This is a genomic window from Martelella sp. AD-3 (genome assembly GCF_001578105.1).
Taxonomy (GTDB): Bacteria; Pseudomonadota; Alphaproteobacteria; order Rhizobiales; family Rhizobiaceae; genus Martelella.
In genome coordinates, this window is sequence record NZ_CP014275.1 from 1,748,127 (window position 1) to 1,761,706 (window position 13,580).

19 protein-coding genes and 1 other RNA gene are annotated in these 13,580 nt (G+C 62.4%); 12 read left to right on the top strand and 8 right to left on the bottom strand.

The genetic code is table 11. The features are described 5' to 3' along the window. Positions 1-51 precede the first annotated feature (51 nt). Both rpsI and rplM read right to left on the bottom strand, forming a co-directional pair. Positions 52-531 (bottom strand): 30S ribosomal protein S9, encoded by a 480-nt coding sequence (gene rpsI, locus AZF01_RS08055; RefSeq protein ID WP_024707949.1) that lies wholly within the window; start codon positions 529-531, stop codon positions 52-54. Beyond that, entirely contained in the window at positions 531-995 is a 465-nt protein-coding gene (gene rplM / locus AZF01_RS08060; RefSeq protein ID WP_024707948.1) for a 50S ribosomal protein L13, read from the bottom strand. The genes rpsI and rplM overlap by 1 nt, the downstream gene beginning before the upstream one ends. A 356-nt stretch (positions 996-1,351) precedes the next feature. Here rplM and AZF01_RS08065 point away from each other — a divergent pair, with 356 nt between their 5' ends. From AZF01_RS08065 to murI, 3 genes are all read left to right on the top strand, one after another. Next, on the top strand, positions 1,352-1,792 hold the full coding sequence (locus AZF01_RS08065) for a VOC family protein (protein WP_024707947.1): 441 nt from the start codon (positions 1,352-1,354) through the stop codon (positions 1,790-1,792). A gap of 73 nt (positions 1,793-1,865) precedes the next feature. Beyond that, complete coding sequence (locus AZF01_RS08070; protein WP_024707946.1) at positions 1,866-2,660, top strand: RNA methyltransferase; 795 nt, start codon at positions 1,866-1,868, stop codon at positions 2,658-2,660. Continuing rightward, a complete protein-coding gene (gene murI / locus AZF01_RS08075) occupies positions 2,653-3,468 on the top strand; it encodes a glutamate racemase (protein ID WP_024707945.1) in 816 nt (271 codons plus the stop codon). Before AZF01_RS08070 ends, murI begins: the two co-directional genes overlap by 8 nt. On the opposite strand, the gene AZF01_RS08080 is transcribed toward murI, so the two are convergent. Beyond that, positions 3,465-4,778: an Nramp family divalent metal transporter gene (locus AZF01_RS08080; RefSeq protein WP_024707944.1), complete on the bottom strand. Its 1,314-nt coding sequence runs from the start codon at positions 4,776-4,778 to the stop codon at positions 3,465-3,467. The genes murI and AZF01_RS08080 overlap by 4 nt on opposite strands. A 253-nt stretch (positions 4,779-5,031) precedes the next feature. Here AZF01_RS08080 and mntR point away from each other — a divergent pair, with 253 nt between their 5' ends. Then, positions 5,032-5,463, top strand: a complete 432-nt coding sequence (gene mntR / locus AZF01_RS08085; protein WP_024707943.1) for a manganese-binding transcriptional regulator MntR — start codon at positions 5,032-5,034, stop codon at positions 5,461-5,463. A gap of 100 nt (positions 5,464-5,563) precedes the next feature. Here the strand turns inward: mntR and AZF01_RS08090 are convergent, their stop codons facing one another. Then, the gene (locus AZF01_RS08090; RefSeq protein ID WP_024707942.1) at positions 5,564-5,773 is read right to left on the bottom strand and encodes a DUF1127 domain-containing protein; all 210 of its coding nucleotides are present in this window, start codon (positions 5,771-5,773) and stop codon (positions 5,564-5,566) included. Positions 5,774-5,890: 117 nt separating this feature from the next. On the opposite strand from AZF01_RS08090, the gene AZF01_RS08095 reads away from it, so the two are divergent. Beyond that, complete coding sequence (locus tag AZF01_RS08095; RefSeq protein WP_152534514.1) at positions 5,891-6,622, top strand: helix-turn-helix transcriptional regulator; 732 nt, start codon at positions 5,891-5,893, stop codon at positions 6,620-6,622. Between the two features lie 77 nt (positions 6,623-6,699). Then, the gene (locus AZF01_RS08100) at positions 6,700-8,226 is read left to right on the top strand and encodes an ATP-binding protein (protein ID WP_024707940.1); all 1,527 of its coding nucleotides are present in this window, start codon (positions 6,700-6,702) and stop codon (positions 8,224-8,226) included. A gap of 33 nt (positions 8,227-8,259) precedes the next feature. On the opposite strand, the gene AZF01_RS08105 is transcribed toward AZF01_RS08100, so the two are convergent. From AZF01_RS08105 to ssrA, 4 genes are all read right to left on the bottom strand, one after another. Beyond that, positions 8,260-8,478 carry a ribbon-helix-helix domain-containing protein gene (locus AZF01_RS08105; RefSeq protein WP_024707939.1) on the bottom strand — a complete coding sequence of 73 codons (219 nt, stop codon included), beginning with the start codon at positions 8,476-8,478 and terminating at the stop codon, positions 8,260-8,262. Next, positions 8,475-8,690 (bottom strand): DUF4169 family protein, encoded by a 216-nt coding sequence (locus AZF01_RS08110; protein ID WP_024707938.1) that lies wholly within the window; start codon positions 8,688-8,690, stop codon positions 8,475-8,477. The genes AZF01_RS08105 and AZF01_RS08110 overlap by 4 nt, the downstream gene beginning before the upstream one ends. A gap of 6 nt (positions 8,691-8,696) precedes the next feature. Continuing rightward, a complete protein-coding gene (locus AZF01_RS08115) occupies positions 8,697-9,176 on the bottom strand; it encodes an SspB family protein (protein ID WP_024707937.1) in 480 nt (159 codons plus the stop codon). Positions 9,177-9,279: 103 nt separating this feature from the next. Continuing rightward, positions 9,280-9,639, bottom strand: a transfer-messenger RNA (tmRNA) gene (gene ssrA / locus AZF01_RS08120). 98 nt (positions 9,640-9,737) lie between these two features. On the opposite strand from ssrA, the gene AZF01_RS08125 reads away from it, so the two are divergent. The 6 genes from AZF01_RS08125 to AZF01_RS08145 are packed head-to-tail and all read left to right on the top strand — an operon-like array spanning position 9,738 to position 13,531. Continuing rightward, positions 9,738-10,532 (top strand): thymidylate synthase, encoded by a 795-nt coding sequence (locus AZF01_RS08125; RefSeq protein ID WP_024707936.1) that lies wholly within the window; start codon positions 9,738-9,740, stop codon positions 10,530-10,532. A 28-nt stretch (positions 10,533-10,560) separates the two neighbouring features. Continuing rightward, entirely contained in the window at positions 10,561-11,076 is a 516-nt protein-coding gene (locus tag AZF01_RS08130) for a dihydrofolate reductase (protein WP_024707935.1), read from the top strand. 18 nt (positions 11,077-11,094) lie between these two features. Next, on the top strand, positions 11,095-11,229 hold the full coding sequence (locus AZF01_RS24640) for a hypothetical protein (protein WP_256389215.1): 135 nt from the start codon (positions 11,095-11,097) through the stop codon (positions 11,227-11,229). After that, positions 11,230-12,390, top strand: coding sequence for an FtsH protease activity modulator HflK (gene hflK, locus AZF01_RS08135; protein WP_024707934.1), 1,161 nt, complete (start codon positions 11,230-11,232; stop codon positions 12,388-12,390). After that, on the top strand, positions 12,390-13,340 hold the full coding sequence (gene hflC / locus AZF01_RS08140) for a protease modulator HflC (RefSeq protein ID WP_024707933.1): 951 nt from the start codon (positions 12,390-12,392) through the stop codon (positions 13,338-13,340). The genes hflK and hflC overlap by 1 nt, the downstream gene beginning before the upstream one ends. Beyond that, complete coding sequence (locus AZF01_RS08145; RefSeq protein ID WP_036236965.1) at positions 13,340-13,531, top strand: DUF2065 domain-containing protein; 192 nt, start codon at positions 13,340-13,342, stop codon at positions 13,529-13,531. The genes hflC and AZF01_RS08145 overlap by 1 nt, the downstream gene beginning before the upstream one ends. Positions 13,532-13,580: the final 49 nt, after the last annotated feature.

The window sequence follows — 13,580 nt, forward strand, 5'->3', positions numbered from 1 at the left end:
AAAAGGGCCGCGATTGCGGCCCTTTTCGATAAGTGCAAGCGGCTTTTGAAATCAGCGCTTGGAGAACTGGAACGAACGGCGGGCTTTCGCGCGGCCGTACTTCTTGCGCTCGACGACGCGGCTGTCGCGGGTGAGGAAGCCGTTCTTCTTCAGGATGCCGCGCAGTTCTGGCTCGAAATAGGTCAGAGCCTTGGAGATGCCGTGACGCACGGCGCCTGCCTGGCCGGAAAGGCCACCGCCGGTGACGGTCGCGACGATGTCGAACTGGCCGGCACGCGACGTCAGCACGATCGGCTGCTGCAGGATCATCTGCAGAACCGGACGACCGAAATATTCGGTGAAATCCTTGCCATTGACGGTGATCTTGCCGGAACCGGCCTTCACCCACACGCGGGCGACGGCGTCTTTGCGCTTGCCGGTGGCATAGGCGCGGCCGAGATCGTCAACCTTGCGTTCGTGAACGGGGGCCGCGGGGGCTTCGGAGGCCGTGGCGACATCGCCAAGCGTCTTCAGATCGGACAGGTCAGCCATTAAGCGCTCCTTACATTCTTCTTGTTGAGCTTGGCAACGTCGAGAACTTCGGGCTGCTGGGCTTCATGCGGGTGGTTGGTGCCGGCGTAAACGCGCAGGTTCTTCATCTGGCGACGGCCAAGCGGACCGCGCGGAATCATGCGCTCGACAGCCTTCTCGATGACGCGCTCGGGGAAGCGGCCCTCGATGATCTGGCGCGCATTGCGCTCCTTGATGCCGCCGGGGTAACCGGTGTGCCAGTAGTACATCTTGTCATTGTACTTCTTGCCGGTCATCGCGACCTTTTCGGCATTGATGACGATAACGTTGTCGCCATCATCGACATGCGGGGTGAAGGTGGCTTTGTGCTTGCCGCGAAGGCGCATGGCAACGAGCGAAGCGAGACGGCCGAGGACGAGGCCTTCGGCATCGATCACGATCCACTTCTTCACCACCTCTTCAGGCTTCTGGGAGAAGGTAACCATTTTCTGATACTCTCAAGTTCATTCCGGCCCGAGGGACGGACGTTTTTTGTTGCTTTGCTTGGGGTTCCAAGCCGGACCATATACGCCAGGCGCATATGTTGGCGGTTGTATAGAGAGCAGCTTGCGCAAGGTCAAGCTCTAATATTGGTCAGTATGGATGAATTAATCATATAATTCAATGCTTTAAAAATGCGGTAATATATTACCGTAGGATTTGCTTGGTTCTTGCCACTTTTTTGGAGTTCCGGGGACATGACCTGAAATGCCTTGACCGCGCGGCCGGTCGCAAATCCGCTGGCCTCTCGCGTCAAAATGTGGGAACATAGCATGAACGAAATGCGAAGCGGGAGTACGGGATGACCTTTCAGCGCAGGATCAGCATGATCACGCTCGGCGTGGACGATCTGGCGGGCACGACCGCCTTTTACGAGCGGCTCGGCTGGAAGCGGTCGTCAGCCTCGCAGGAGGGCGTGACCTTTTTCGGCCTCGATGGCATCGTCCTCGGGCTTTTCGGCCGCAGGGCGCTGGCGGAGGATGCGGGGCTTTCGGGTTTGCCCGACGAAAAGCCGGCCTTTTCGGGGGTTGCGCTTGCCTATAATGTGGGATCGGCGGCGCAGGTGGACGAGACCATCGCCTTTGCCGCGGAGTGCGGCGGCACGGTGGTGAAGCCGGGCGAGGCGGTTTTCTGGGGCGGATACAGCGGCTATTTTGCCGATCCGGAGGGCCATCTCTGGGAAGTCGCCTATAACCCCTTTTCGCCGCTTGATGCGAATGGCCGCATGACCTTGCCGGATTGATTGCCTCTGTCTTGCATTCATCAGTCCGGCGAGCGATAAGCCGCTGCGATCGATCGATATGAAGAAGGATGCCATGGCAGGCACGAATAGCGAGCTTCCGCTCATCGCCGAAGGGCCGGTGATCATTCTGGTAAATCCGCAACTGGGCGAGAATATCGGCATGGTGGCGCGCGCCATGGCGAATTTCGGCCTTGCCGAACTGCGTCTCGTTGACCCGCGCGACGGCTGGCCGAGCGACACGGCCCGCGCCGCCGCTTCCAAGGCCGACCACGTGATTGACGGCGCGACGGTGCACCGGACCCTCGCCGATGCGATATCCGACCTCAACTTCGTCTACGCCACGACGGCGCGCAGCCGCGACGGGTTCAAGCCGGTGAGGGGGCCGAGCGTTGCCGCCAGCACGCTTCGCCAGCGCCATCGCGGCGGTGAGCGCACCGGGATTCTCTTCGGCCGCGAGCGTTGGGGCCTCAACAATGAGGAGGTCGGCATGGCAGACGAGATCGTGACCTTTCCGGTCAATCCGGCCTTTGCCTCGCTCAACATCGCCCAGGCGGTGCTGCTCATGTCCTATGAGTGGATGAAATCCGGCATGGCGGACGAGAGCGAGACGCCGTTCCAGGCGGTTGAGCAGACGCCCGCGACCAAAGAGGATCTCTTCGGCTTTTTCGGCCATCTGGAAGAAGCGCTCGATGCGCGCGGCTATTTCCGTCCGGCCGACAAGAAGCTGCGCATGGTCGACAACCTGCGTTCGGTCTTTACCCGCCGCGCCATGAGCATGCAGGAGATCCACCTGCTGCGCGGGGTGATCTCGTCGCTTGACCGATACAGCCGCAAGAACCCGCGCGGCGGCGAGGGCAGCGATGGCTGAGGCGGCCGAAGGTCCGGTCCTGGTCTTCGATTCCGGCATTGGCGGGCTGACCGTGCTGCGCGAGGCGCGCATGCTGATGCCGGACCGGCGCTTCGTCTATGTCGCCGACAATGCCGCGTTCCCTTATGGAGACTGGCCCGAAGAGGCGCTGCTTGCCCATCTTCTGGCGCTGTTCGAGCGCCTGCTCGAAGATATCCGTCCGGCCTGCGTCATCATCGCCTGCAACACCGCCTTCACGCTTGCCGGAAGCGCGCTGCGGGCCCGGTTTCCGGCAACCGATTTCGTCGGCACGGTTCCGGCGATCAAGCCGGCCGCCGAGCGCACGTCCTCGGGCCTGATCTCGGTTCTTGCGACGCCGGCGACAGTCAAACGCGATTACACCCGCGCGCTGATCGAAAGCTTCGCCACCCATTGCCACGCCCGGCTGGTCGGCTCGAAATATCTGGCGGCGCTGGCCGAGACCTATATCAGCGGCGGCGAAGTGACGGATGAGGCGCTGTGGACGGAGATCGCGCCCTGTTTCGTGGAGGAAGAAGGCCGGCGTACCGATATCGTCGTGCTCGCCTGCACGCATTATCCCTTCCTTGCCAACCGCTTCCGCAAGCTTGCGCCCTGGCCGGTCGACTGGCTGAACCCGGCCGAAGCGATTGCCCTGCAGGCCAGGCGCGTTCTGGGCGAGCGACCGTCCGCCGCCATCGAGGGGGAAAACCGCGACGTCGCGATCTTCACCAGCAGCGATGTTCGACCGGAGATCAAGCGGCTGATGCAGGGATTTGGGTTGATGGTTGCCGAGGCAGCGGTGGGTTAGCCGGCCGCAAGCCCCGGAATAGGCACGCCGAAGGTTTGCGCCAGCAGCACGATGTTGAGCGAGAGCACGGCGAGCGCGCCGAGGATCGCAAGCGCGCCGATCAGCCGGCCATTGGCATAATCGCCCATGATTGCCCGGTTGCGGGTGAAGATCACCAGCGAGATCATCGGCACGGGCAAGGCGATCGACAGGATGATCTGGCTGACGACCAGCGCCTGCGTGGCGTTGACGCCGAGCGCGACGACGATGAAAGCCGGCGCCATGGTGATCAGCCGGCGCAGCCAGATCGGTATGCGGAAGCCGACAAAGCCCTGCATGATCATCTGCCCCGCCATGGTGCCGACGACCGAACTGGAGATGCCCGAGGCGATCAGCGAGATCAGGAAAGCGCCGGCCGCCATCCCGCCGAGAAGCGGCGTCAGCATGTGATAGGCGGTCTCGATCTCTGCCACTTCGCTGTGACCCTTGTGGAAGGCGCTTGCCGCCATCATCACCATCGCCATGTTCACCACGCCGGCAACGGCGAGCGCCAGCACCACCTCGGTATTGGAAAAGCGCAGCACGCGGCGGCGGTCGGCCTCGTTGCCAACCTTGACGCGGTGCTGGGTGAGGCCGGAATGCAGGAAGACCGCATGCGGCATCACGGTCGCGCCGATGATGCCGACGGCAATCGCCAGCGCCGTGGCATCGGGGATTTCGGGCCTGACCAGGTGGAAGGCGGCCTCGCCCCAGGCGATGGGCGCGATGAACAGTTCGACGATGTAGCAAAGGCTGATCACGCCGATCAGCGCGCCGATGATCAGCTCCATCGGCCGAAAGCCGCGTCGCTCGAACAGCAGGATGCCGTAGGTGACGATCGCGGTGACCCCCATGCCCGCCATCAGCGGCATGTTGAACAGCAGCGCAAGGCCGATGGCCCCGCCGAGGAACTCGGCAAGGTCGGTCGCCATTGCCGCGATCTCGCTGACGATCCACATCAGGATGACGACAGGTTTGGAGAATTCGTCGCGGCAGACTTCCGCCAGATTGCGGCCGGTGACGATGCCGAGCTTGGCCGACAGGCCCTGAAACAGCATGGCGATCAGATTTGCGAACAGCACAACCCACAACAGCGTATAGCCATAGCCGGCGCCCGCCTGGATGTTCGTCGCGTAATTGCCGGGATCGACATAGGCGATCGATGCGATGACGGCAGGGCCGACGAAGAGCAGCGCCGAGCGCGGCTTGATGCGGCCGGAAGCCATGGCCTGTTCGATCGCCGTGTTGGTGCGATCACTCAGCGAGGGACGTCTGGATTGAGGGTCTGACATTTTCGAATTGGCACAAGGGAGATTTGTAATCGTTCTAGATATAGCCAAGGCTACATTTTTGTCAATTGGCGTTATATCAGAAGGCTGTTTCGAACGGCTTTGGTTCCGGCTCGGGCATCTCGCAGTCGGACTGAACCGTTCTGGGCTCCGCGTGCAAAAGTTTAGCCTTGGCTTTAAAGTGTAAGCGGACTTGATTCCGCCACATCAATGCGCTTACTGCTAAGGCGAACAGGATGGACCGGAGAAAGGCGCAATGGACATGCACGGCGACGGCGCAGACAACCAGGCGGATCGATTCTCCAAGGCCCGCTCGGAACGCGCCTCCGCGCTTCTGGAGGACTATACCGAGCTGATCGCGGATCTGACCGAGGAGCACGGCGAGGCGCGGCTGGTGGATATCGCCAGAGCCATGGGCATTGCCCATCCGACGGCGGCGAAAGCCGTTTCCCGGCTGAAGCGGGAGGGGCTTGCAACATCGCGTCCCTATCGCGGGGTCTTCCTGACGGAGGCCGGCGAGGCCATGGCCGAGAAGGCCCGCGCGCGCCATGTGCTGGTGCTTGATCTGCTGCTGGCCGTCGGCGTGCCGCGGGAGGCGGCCGAGCTCGACGCCGAGGGCATAGAGCATCACGTCTCGGACGAGACGCTGGCCGCCTTCGAGGCGTTTCTGAAGAGCGGACGCGGCTAGGGCATCGGGAGAAAAAGTGGTTACCAGTTTTTCGATAACCCGATGCGCCCAAACAAAGAGATGGATCATCGGGCGGTTCAGATTAACCGCCCGATGATATCTAGTCCCAGAACGGGCGGCTTGCCTCCTGTCGCGCCTGGTGCGGCTCGATGCCGATATCCCGCAACCGCTCTTCGGTCAGTTCGAGGAGTTGCAGTCGCTGCCTGCGCCGCTGCGGCCAGCGAACGAAGATGGTCTTCGTCGCGTGTCGAACCAGTTTTGCGGCGCGTACGAAAAGGGTGCCGTGGCGGGAAATCACGGTCTCGTTCATGGGGCTCTCCTTCGGTTGGCGGTGAAGGAGATAGCCCGATCGGGGACCGTGATGCTTCGATCGCGGGCGAAACGTCGGACGCTGACGGCGAGGCGTTGCAGTGGTAGATTGAGCGTCATGACAAACATGGTTTCGGGAAATACGCTCGCCGCCGTCGCCGCGCTCATCGGCGATGTCTCGCGCGCCAATATCCTGGCGGCCCTCATGGGCGGCAGGGCGCTGACGGCCGGCGAGCTTGCCGAATGCGCTGGCGTATCGGCGCAGACGGCGAGCAATCATCTGGCAAAGCTTGTCGACGGCCAACTTGTTGCTGTCGAAAAGCAGGGCAGGCATCGCTATTTCCGCCTGGCCTCGGCGGAGGTTGCGGAGACGCTGGAGCAACTGAGCCTGCTCTCGGCCATCGGTCCGGTGCGCTACCGCCCCACGGGCCCGCGCGATGCGGCGCTCAGGCTGGCGCGCACCTGCTATGATCACATGGCCGGCACGATCGCGGTCGGTATCGCCGATTCGATGGTGAAATCAGGCGCGGTCGTCTTCGACGGCAATGCCGGCATGGTGACCGACAAGGGAGAGGCGCTTCTCGCGGAATTCGGCATCTCGCTTTCCTCCGCCGGCAACAGCCGGCGGCCGCTCTGCCGGACCTGTCTCGACTGGAGCGAGCGTCGCCCCCATATCGGCGGCTGGCTCGGCGCGGCGGTGCTTCGGCGCTCCTGCGAGCGCCACTGGCTGCGGCCGGCCGCCGAGGGCCGGGCATTGATGCTGACGCGCTCCGGCCAGGCCGGCCTTGCCGCGCTCTTCGACCTGCCCGACGAGATGCTGAAGATCGTCACCCCGGAAAGCTGTGGGTAACGCCGCGAGGCCTCGGCGCAGCCCCTCCTGACCTGTTACAAACAGGCCTCACGCAAACAAGAGGACAAAGGCAAGAAGTGCAGGTCGATATCGATATGGGAACGACATCGGCGGGTGACGTGGCCACACTCGATATCGAGGAGCTGCTGGCGACCCGTCTTCTCGTCCAGGGCAATTCCGGTTCGGGAAAGTCTCACCTTCTCAGACGGCTTCTGGAGCAGTCGGCGAAATGGGTGCAGCAGGTGGTGATCGACCCGGAGGGGGACTTCGTCACCCTGTCGGACGCGTTCGGGCATATCGTCGTCGATGCCGAGCGCTCGGAAGGCGAGTTGATCGGCATCGCCAACCGCATCCGCCAGCATCGCGTCTCCTGCGTGCTGACGCTGGAAGGTCTCGAGATCGACGATCAGATGCGCGCCGCCGCCGTCTTCCTCAATGCGCTGTTCGATGCCGATCGCGACCACTGGTATCCGGTGCTGACCGTCGTGGACGAGGCGCAGATGTTCGCGCCGTCCGGCGGCGGCGAGGTCAGCGAGGAAGTGCGCCGCCTTTCGCTCGGGGCCATGACCAATCTGATGTGTCGCGGGCGAAAGCGCGGTCTTGCCGGCGTCATCGCCACCCAGCGGCTGGCCAAGCTTGCCAAGAATGTCGCGGCGGAAGCCTCGAACTTTCTCATGGGGCGGACGTTCCTCGACATCGACATGGCGCGCGCGGCCGATCTTCTCGGCATGGACCGCCGCCAGGCCGAACAGTTCCGCGACCTGAAGCGCGGCAATTTCGTCGCCCTCGGGCCAGCGCTGTCGCGGCGACCGCTGGCGGTGACGATCGGCCCGGTGGAGACCTCCGCGCGCTCCTCCTCTCCGAAGCTGATGCCGCTGCCGGAAAAGCCGGAGGATGTGGAGGATCTGATCTTCACGCCCGACCCCGAAGACATGACCCGTCAGGCGAGCGCCCCCCGCCGGGTCGCGCCGCGCCCGCGCCCGACCGTCGACATCATGGATGCCCTGTCGAAGTCCTCCGAAGAGGCCGAGACGCCGGAAGCGCCCGCGCGCGGGCCGCGCGCGCCGATGATGTCGGATGAGGAGAAGGACGACTGGATCGCGATGACGCTGGCGGAAATCGCCGGCGCTCCGGAGTCAGCTTTCCGTTCGGATTCAGAGCTTTACCAGGATTTCCTGATGCGCGGCCGGATGAAGCGGATATCCGGTGCGCCGCTCGCCATGAATGACTTCCGCCGCCGGCTCGCGATCGCCCGTTCGGGCGCGGACGAGGCGATGGTGGAAAGCGAGCAATGGCAGATGGCGGTCTCGCTGCTGGCGCATGTGACGGAGGATCTGCAGGGCGTGTTCCTGATGCTGGCAAAGGCGGCGATTGCCGGCGATGCCTGCCCCTCCGACGCCATGATCGCGCGCGCCTACGGCACGCATTCGGCGCGTCGCGCCCGGCGCTTTCTCGACTGGTTCGAGGAGCAGGGACTGATCGTGCAGCACACTGGTCTTGCCGGCCTGCGCATCGTCGCCTTTCCTGATCTCGACCGGCAGACGGCGGGCGGCAACCCGGACGCGCCGGCGGATGAACCCGAGCGGCGGGATGCGGCGGAATAGGGGGAGCGCGCATCCGGTTTTCCTGGAGATGCTCTATTCGCCGAGCCGGGCCTTGAGGTCGTCCAGAACGAAGAGCCGGACGGCCGATGAGAGGTTTAGATCCGGCGTCCGGGCGTCATCGATCTCGCTCAGAAGGCCGGCAAGGCTGATCGCGCGCCGGTTGGCGATCATCTTGATTTCCTCGAAAAACGCATCTTCGAGGGAAAAGCTCGTGCGGTGGCCGCGAAGGCTGACGGAGCGTTTGCGGATCAACCGTCCTTGTCCCCGTCCACCGGCGTTCCGGTCATGCGGACAATGCGGCCCTGTTCGAAGCGTCGTTCGTTTTTCTCGCGCTCCAGCCTGTCGCGGGTCTTTTCACCCTTGGTGCGGCCGTGGATCGCCCGGTTCTCAGCAGCGCCGTCGGCCGCCTTTTGCCGTGCCGCGCGTTTGCGGCTCATCCTGAGATTGACGACCTCGGCGCACATCGGCTGTCAGTGCTTCTTGCGAAAGGCATCGAGCGAGACGACGGACGCACCGTCATCGCCGCCGGGCCCGTCGTCGTCACCACCCTCGTTTTCCGGCTCGAGCGGCTTTTCGTCTTCCAGATCCAGCGTGGCGACATCGAATTCGAGCTCGAAATTCACCGAGGGATCGTAAAAGCCGACGATGGCGTTGAAGGGGATGACGAGGCGCTCGGGCACATCGGAGAAGGACAGGCCGATCTCGAAATGGCTGTCGGTCACCTTCAGGTCCCAGTACTGGTGCTGGATGACGATGGTCATCTGCTGGGCGTATTTTTCCTTCAGCGCCTGGGAGATGCGCACGCCGGGCGCGTTTGTCAGGAAGGTGATGAAGAAGTGATGCTCACCGGGCAGGTGGCCTGTTGCGGCGACCTCTGCGAGAACCTTGCGCACCATGCCGCGCAGTGCGTCCTGTGCCAGAATGTCGTAGCGAATATGGTCTTGCCCCATCACGTCTTTCCCGCCCTTGGCCGTTTGATTGCGCTCTGACTGTAGCCAATTAAGTCGCCTGATGCCGATGCGCAATCTTTATAGGGGATTTTGTTCAAATTCAGGTGGAGGCTTCTGTTGCCAGGTGCCTCCGGACCCCGCCTTACAGTGCTACCCGCAAGGACTTAAGGTGGGTTTCTGGAACCGCCATTAGGCAGCTACAGCGTAACCCTGAGCTTTGTTGTCATTTGCAACTACTCGTTTGACCCGATAACGGTGGTATCATGCCGGGTAAAAGGTCGTTCTTTACACTCTTGTCGATCCTGTTTCGCCCCCATCACAAAAAGGCCTGAACCGCCTGTTTGTGGTGGAGGCGCCGGGTACCGCCCCCGGGTCCAATGAGCTTATTACAACGCCGTTTATCACCATAGCCGGAAGAACCGGCAGGCCTGATATAAGTGTTTCAAATGCTTCTGCAAAGGGGGGTAGCGCGCAAAAGGCGGGGAAAGGCGTCCCTATGCCCTTTTCGCGGCCGCTTTCCTCGCGATAGAAGATAAGACCGATTTTGAACGAGGGAGCATCATGCGGCAATATCTGGACCTTCTGGGCCACGTGCTGGAAAACGGAACCGACCGGGCGGACCGGACCGGCACGGGCACGCGCTCCGTCTTCGGCTACCAGATGCGTTATGACCTGTCGGCCGGCTTTCCGGTTCTGACGACGAAAAAGCTGCATCTGCGCTCGATCATCCATGAACTCCTTTGGTTTCTGAAGGGCGACACGAACATCGCCTATCTGAAGGAAAACGGCGTTTCGATCTGGGACGAATGGGCCGATGAAAACGGCGATCTCGGTCCGGTCTATGGCGCGCAGTGGCGCTCCTGGCCGACGCTGGACGGCGGCCATATCGACCAGATCGCAAGACTTGTCGAAGGCATCCGCGCCAATCCCGACAGCCGCCGCCATATCGTCACCGCCTGGAACCCGGCCGAAGTCGACAATATGGCGCTGCCGCCCTGCCACTGCCTGTTCCAGTTTTATGTCGCCGACGGAAAACTCTCCTGCCAGCTCTACCAGCGCTCCGCCGACATCTTCCTCGGCGTCCCCTTCAACATCGCCTCCTACGCGCTGCTGACGCTGATGGTGGCGCAGGTGACGGGCCTGAAGCCCGGCGATTTCGTTCACACGCTCGGCGACGCCCATCTTTACGCCAATCATTTCGAACAGGCGCGCGAACAGCTTTCCCGCATCCCGGGCCCTCTGCCGGTGATGCGGCTCAATCCGGATGTCACCGATCTTTTCGACTTCACCTTCGAGGATTTCGTCCTCGAGGGCTATGAGGCCGCGCCGTCGATCAAGGCGCCGATCGCGGTTTGAGCGACAGACATGTGAGGAGGCGGGGTCGATGACTGCCGAAATCGTAATCATGGCCGCCGTCGCGAAAAACGGTGTGATCGGCAACGGCGCGGCGATGCCCTGGCACCTGGGGTCGGATTTTCGGCGGTTCAAGGCCCTGACGATGGGCAAGCCCCAGATCATGGGACGCAAGACCTATCAGTCGATTGGAAAGCCGCTGCCGGGGCGGACAAATATCATCATCTCGCGCAACCCGGATTTCCTGGCGCCCGGATGCATTGTCGTTACGAGTCTTGAAGACGCTGTTGCGCTGGCCCGCAAGGATGCTGCCGAAAAGGGCCTCGACGAAATCTATGTGCAAGGCGGGGGCGAGATATACCGGCAGGCGATGACGCTCGCCGACCGTTTGCGCATCACCCATGTGGAAACCGAAGCGGACGGGCAGACCACTTTTCCTGCGATCGATCCGGCGCTTTGGCAACCTGAAAGCAGCGAGAACCTGCCGGCCGGCGAGAGGGACGACTATCCGACGCGCTACGTGGTCTACGCGCGAAAACCCCGATGAACAGGAATTTACCGCGATTTGGCCGCACAGTTGACCGATCGCGTTGAAAGCGACCTTCTGCGTCCCTATAACGGGACAAACGCTGAATGCGTCAATGCGCGGCTGCGGCAATGGTTCCGCAGCCAGGAACTGTTTATTTTGGAAGAGGTGTGAATGCCCTGGAGCAATCAGAATGGCGGCGGTCCCTGGGGAGGGGGCGGTGGCGGCGGCGACAATCAGGGTCCGTGGGGTCAAGGCCCCAAGCGTCCTGGTGGCGGCGGCAACGGCGGCGGCAATGGCGGACCGCCGGATATCGAGGACTTCTTCCGCAAGGGCCAGGATCAGTTCAAGGGCATGTTTCCGGGCGGTTTCAGCATCGGCCTGGTGATGATCGTCATCGTCGTGCTGGCTGGCTTCTGGGTGATGCAATCCGTTTATACGATCCAGCCGGAAGAGCGTGGCGTCGAGCTTCGCTTCGGCGTTCCCAAGGCCGACGTTTCCGGACCTGGCCTGCATTTCATGTTCTGGCCGGTGGAGACTGTCGAGAAGGCGAATATCACGGAACAGCAGCTCAATATCGGGTCGCGGAATTCCGCGCGCACGGGCATCATGCTGACCGGCGACCAGAACATCGTCGATGTTCAGTTTGCCGTGCTCTACAGCGTCACCGACCCGCAAGCCTATCTGTTCAACGTTGAAAACCCGATCGAGACGCTGCAGCAGGTTGCCGAAAGCGCGATGCGCGAAGTCGTCAGCCGCAGGCCGGCCCAGGATGTCTTCCGCGACGATCGTGAAGGCATTTCGGAGGATGTGAAGCAGATCATTCAAAGCACGATGGACGAATACGGCGCCGGGCTGACGATTGCCGCCGTTTCGATCGAGGATGCCGCGCCGCCGGCCGAGGTGGCTGATGCCTTCGACGAAGTCCAGCGTGCCGAGCAGGATGAAGATCGTTTCCTTGAAGAGGCAAACCAGTATGCCAACCGGGCACTGGGGCAGGCGCGCGGTGACGCGGCCCAGATTCGCGAAGCGGCGGCAGCCTACAAGGACCGCGTGGTCATGGAGGCGCTGGGTGAGGCGGATCGGTTCAATTCGATCTACGAAACCTATGTTGCCGTGCCCGAGATTACCCGCAAGAGGCTCTATCTGGAGACCATGCAGGAGGTCTTCTCCAGGTCCAAGAACGTCATCATGGATGAGGACGGGGAGGGTGTTGTGCCCTATCTGCCGCTTGATGCGATCGACCGGAACGCGGCCGCCAGGACGAATGCCGCCAATACGAGCGGCAGCTCATCCTCGTCAACATCGCAGAGCAGCCAGGGAGCGAACCAATAATGTCTTCAAATCGCATATTCGTTCTGCTTGGCGGTATCGTCGCTCTGGCACTTTTGATCTACGCATCGATTTTCGTGGTCAATCCGCGTGAACAGGCGCTGGTCATCCGTTTCGGCAAGATCTACGCAGTCAAGACCGAGCCCGGCATTTACTTCAAACTGCCGTTCTCGTTTGCAGGCGCCGATCAGGTCCAGTTCGTCTCCAATCAGGACCTCCGTTTTGACCTGGACGATATCCGGGTCCAGGTTTCGGGCGGCAAGTTCTACGAGGTTGATGCTTTCGTCGTTTACAGGATCACGGACGCACAGCGCTTCCGCGAGTCCGTTTCCGGCGATCGCATGGCCGCGGTTTCGCGGCTGCGCACCCGTCTTGATTCGGCATTGCGCCGGGTCTACGGCCTGCGCGGCTTTGAGGCAGCGCTTTCGACCGAGCGGACAGCCATGATGAAGGAAGTCGGCGACCAGCTCCGTCCGGCGGCGGAAGCGCTCGGCATTTCGATCGTTGACGTGCGTATCCGCAGAACCGACCTGACGCAGGAGGTTTCGGACGAGACATACGCACGGATGCGTTCGGAACGTCTGGCCGAGGCCGAGGCGACGCGCGCGCGCGGCCGCGAACGCGCCGAAGTGCGGCGTGCCGCAGCGGACCGTGAGGTGGTTGAAATCCAGTCGGCGGCTGACCGCGATGCGCAGGTTCTGCGCGGCGAGGGCGATGCCGAGCGGAACCGGGTCCTCGGCGAAGCTTACGGCAAGGATCCGGAGTTCTTCTACTTCTACAGGTCGATGAACGCCTACAGGGATGTACTCGGTGAGAATTCGACCATGGTTCTTTCGCCGAATTCGGAATTCTTTGAGTACTTCCGCTCGTCAGGCGCGAGTGCACTGCCGCTGAGCCCGGCGCTGCCCGGCGGCGCGCCGGCCGAAGAGGTCCAGCAGCAGGCAACCGAGTAATGCTGCTTCAGGATGTTCTGATCGGATTTGCGTTTTATCTGATCATCGAGGGGCTGGTCTATGCGCTGGCCCCTTCGCTCCTTGTGGCCATGGCGCGGCTGTTGCCGACAGTGCCGGAAGGCGCGTTGCGCGTGACCGGCCTCATTGCCGTGGCGCTCGGCGTCGGCCTTGTCTGGCTGATCTGCGGATAGGCTTTCGCTGAGCCTTCCGCTATGATGACAATCGACAGGACGGAGGCAT

What these genes read in the sequence shown, in the direction of transcription:
- rpsI (WP_024707949.1), bottom strand. Translation starts at nt 531, where the DNA reads ATGGCTGACCTGTCCGATCTGAAGACGCTTGGCGATGTCGCCACGGCC.
- rplM (WP_024707948.1), bottom strand. Translation starts at nt 995, where the DNA reads ATGGTTACCTTCTCCCAGAAGCCTGAAGAGGTGGTGAAGAAGTGGATC.
- AZF01_RS08065 (WP_024707947.1), top strand. Translation starts at nt 1,352, where the DNA reads ATGACCTTTCAGCGCAGGATCAGCATGATCACGCTCGGCGTGGACGAT.
- AZF01_RS08070 (WP_024707946.1), top strand. Translation starts at nt 1,866, where the DNA reads ATGGCAGGCACGAATAGCGAGCTTCCGCTCATCGCCGAAGGGCCGGTG.
- murI (WP_024707945.1), top strand. Translation starts at nt 2,653, where the DNA reads ATGGCTGAGGCGGCCGAAGGTCCGGTCCTGGTCTTCGATTCCGGCATT.
- AZF01_RS08080 (WP_024707944.1), bottom strand. Translation starts at nt 4,778, where the DNA reads ATGTCAGACCCTCAATCCAGACGTCCCTCGCTGAGTGATCGCACCAAC.
- mntR (WP_024707943.1), top strand. Translation starts at nt 5,032, where the DNA reads ATGGACATGCACGGCGACGGCGCAGACAACCAGGCGGATCGATTCTCC.
- AZF01_RS08090 (WP_024707942.1), bottom strand. Translation starts at nt 5,773, where the DNA reads ATGAACGAGACCGTGATTTCCCGCCACGGCACCCTTTTCGTACGCGCC.
- AZF01_RS08095 (WP_152534514.1), top strand. Translation starts at nt 5,891, where the DNA reads ATGACAAACATGGTTTCGGGAAATACGCTCGCCGCCGTCGCCGCGCTC.
- AZF01_RS08110 (WP_024707938.1), bottom strand. Translation starts at nt 8,690, where the DNA reads ATGTGCGCCGAGGTCGTCAATCTCAGGATGAGCCGCAAACGCGCGGCA.
- AZF01_RS08115 (WP_024707937.1), bottom strand. Translation starts at nt 9,176, where the DNA reads ATGGGGCAAGACCATATTCGCTACGACATTCTGGCACAGGACGCACTG.
- AZF01_RS08125 (WP_024707936.1), top strand. Translation starts at nt 9,738, where the DNA reads ATGCGGCAATATCTGGACCTTCTGGGCCACGTGCTGGAAAACGGAACC.
- AZF01_RS08130 (WP_024707935.1), top strand. Translation starts at nt 10,561, where the DNA reads ATGACTGCCGAAATCGTAATCATGGCCGCCGTCGCGAAAAACGGTGTG.
- hflK (WP_024707934.1), top strand. Translation starts at nt 11,230, where the DNA reads ATGCCCTGGAGCAATCAGAATGGCGGCGGTCCCTGGGGAGGGGGCGGT.
- hflC (WP_024707933.1), top strand. Translation starts at nt 12,390, where the DNA reads ATGTCTTCAAATCGCATATTCGTTCTGCTTGGCGGTATCGTCGCTCTG.
- AZF01_RS08145 (WP_036236965.1), top strand. Translation starts at nt 13,340, where the DNA reads ATGCTGCTTCAGGATGTTCTGATCGGATTTGCGTTTTATCTGATCATC.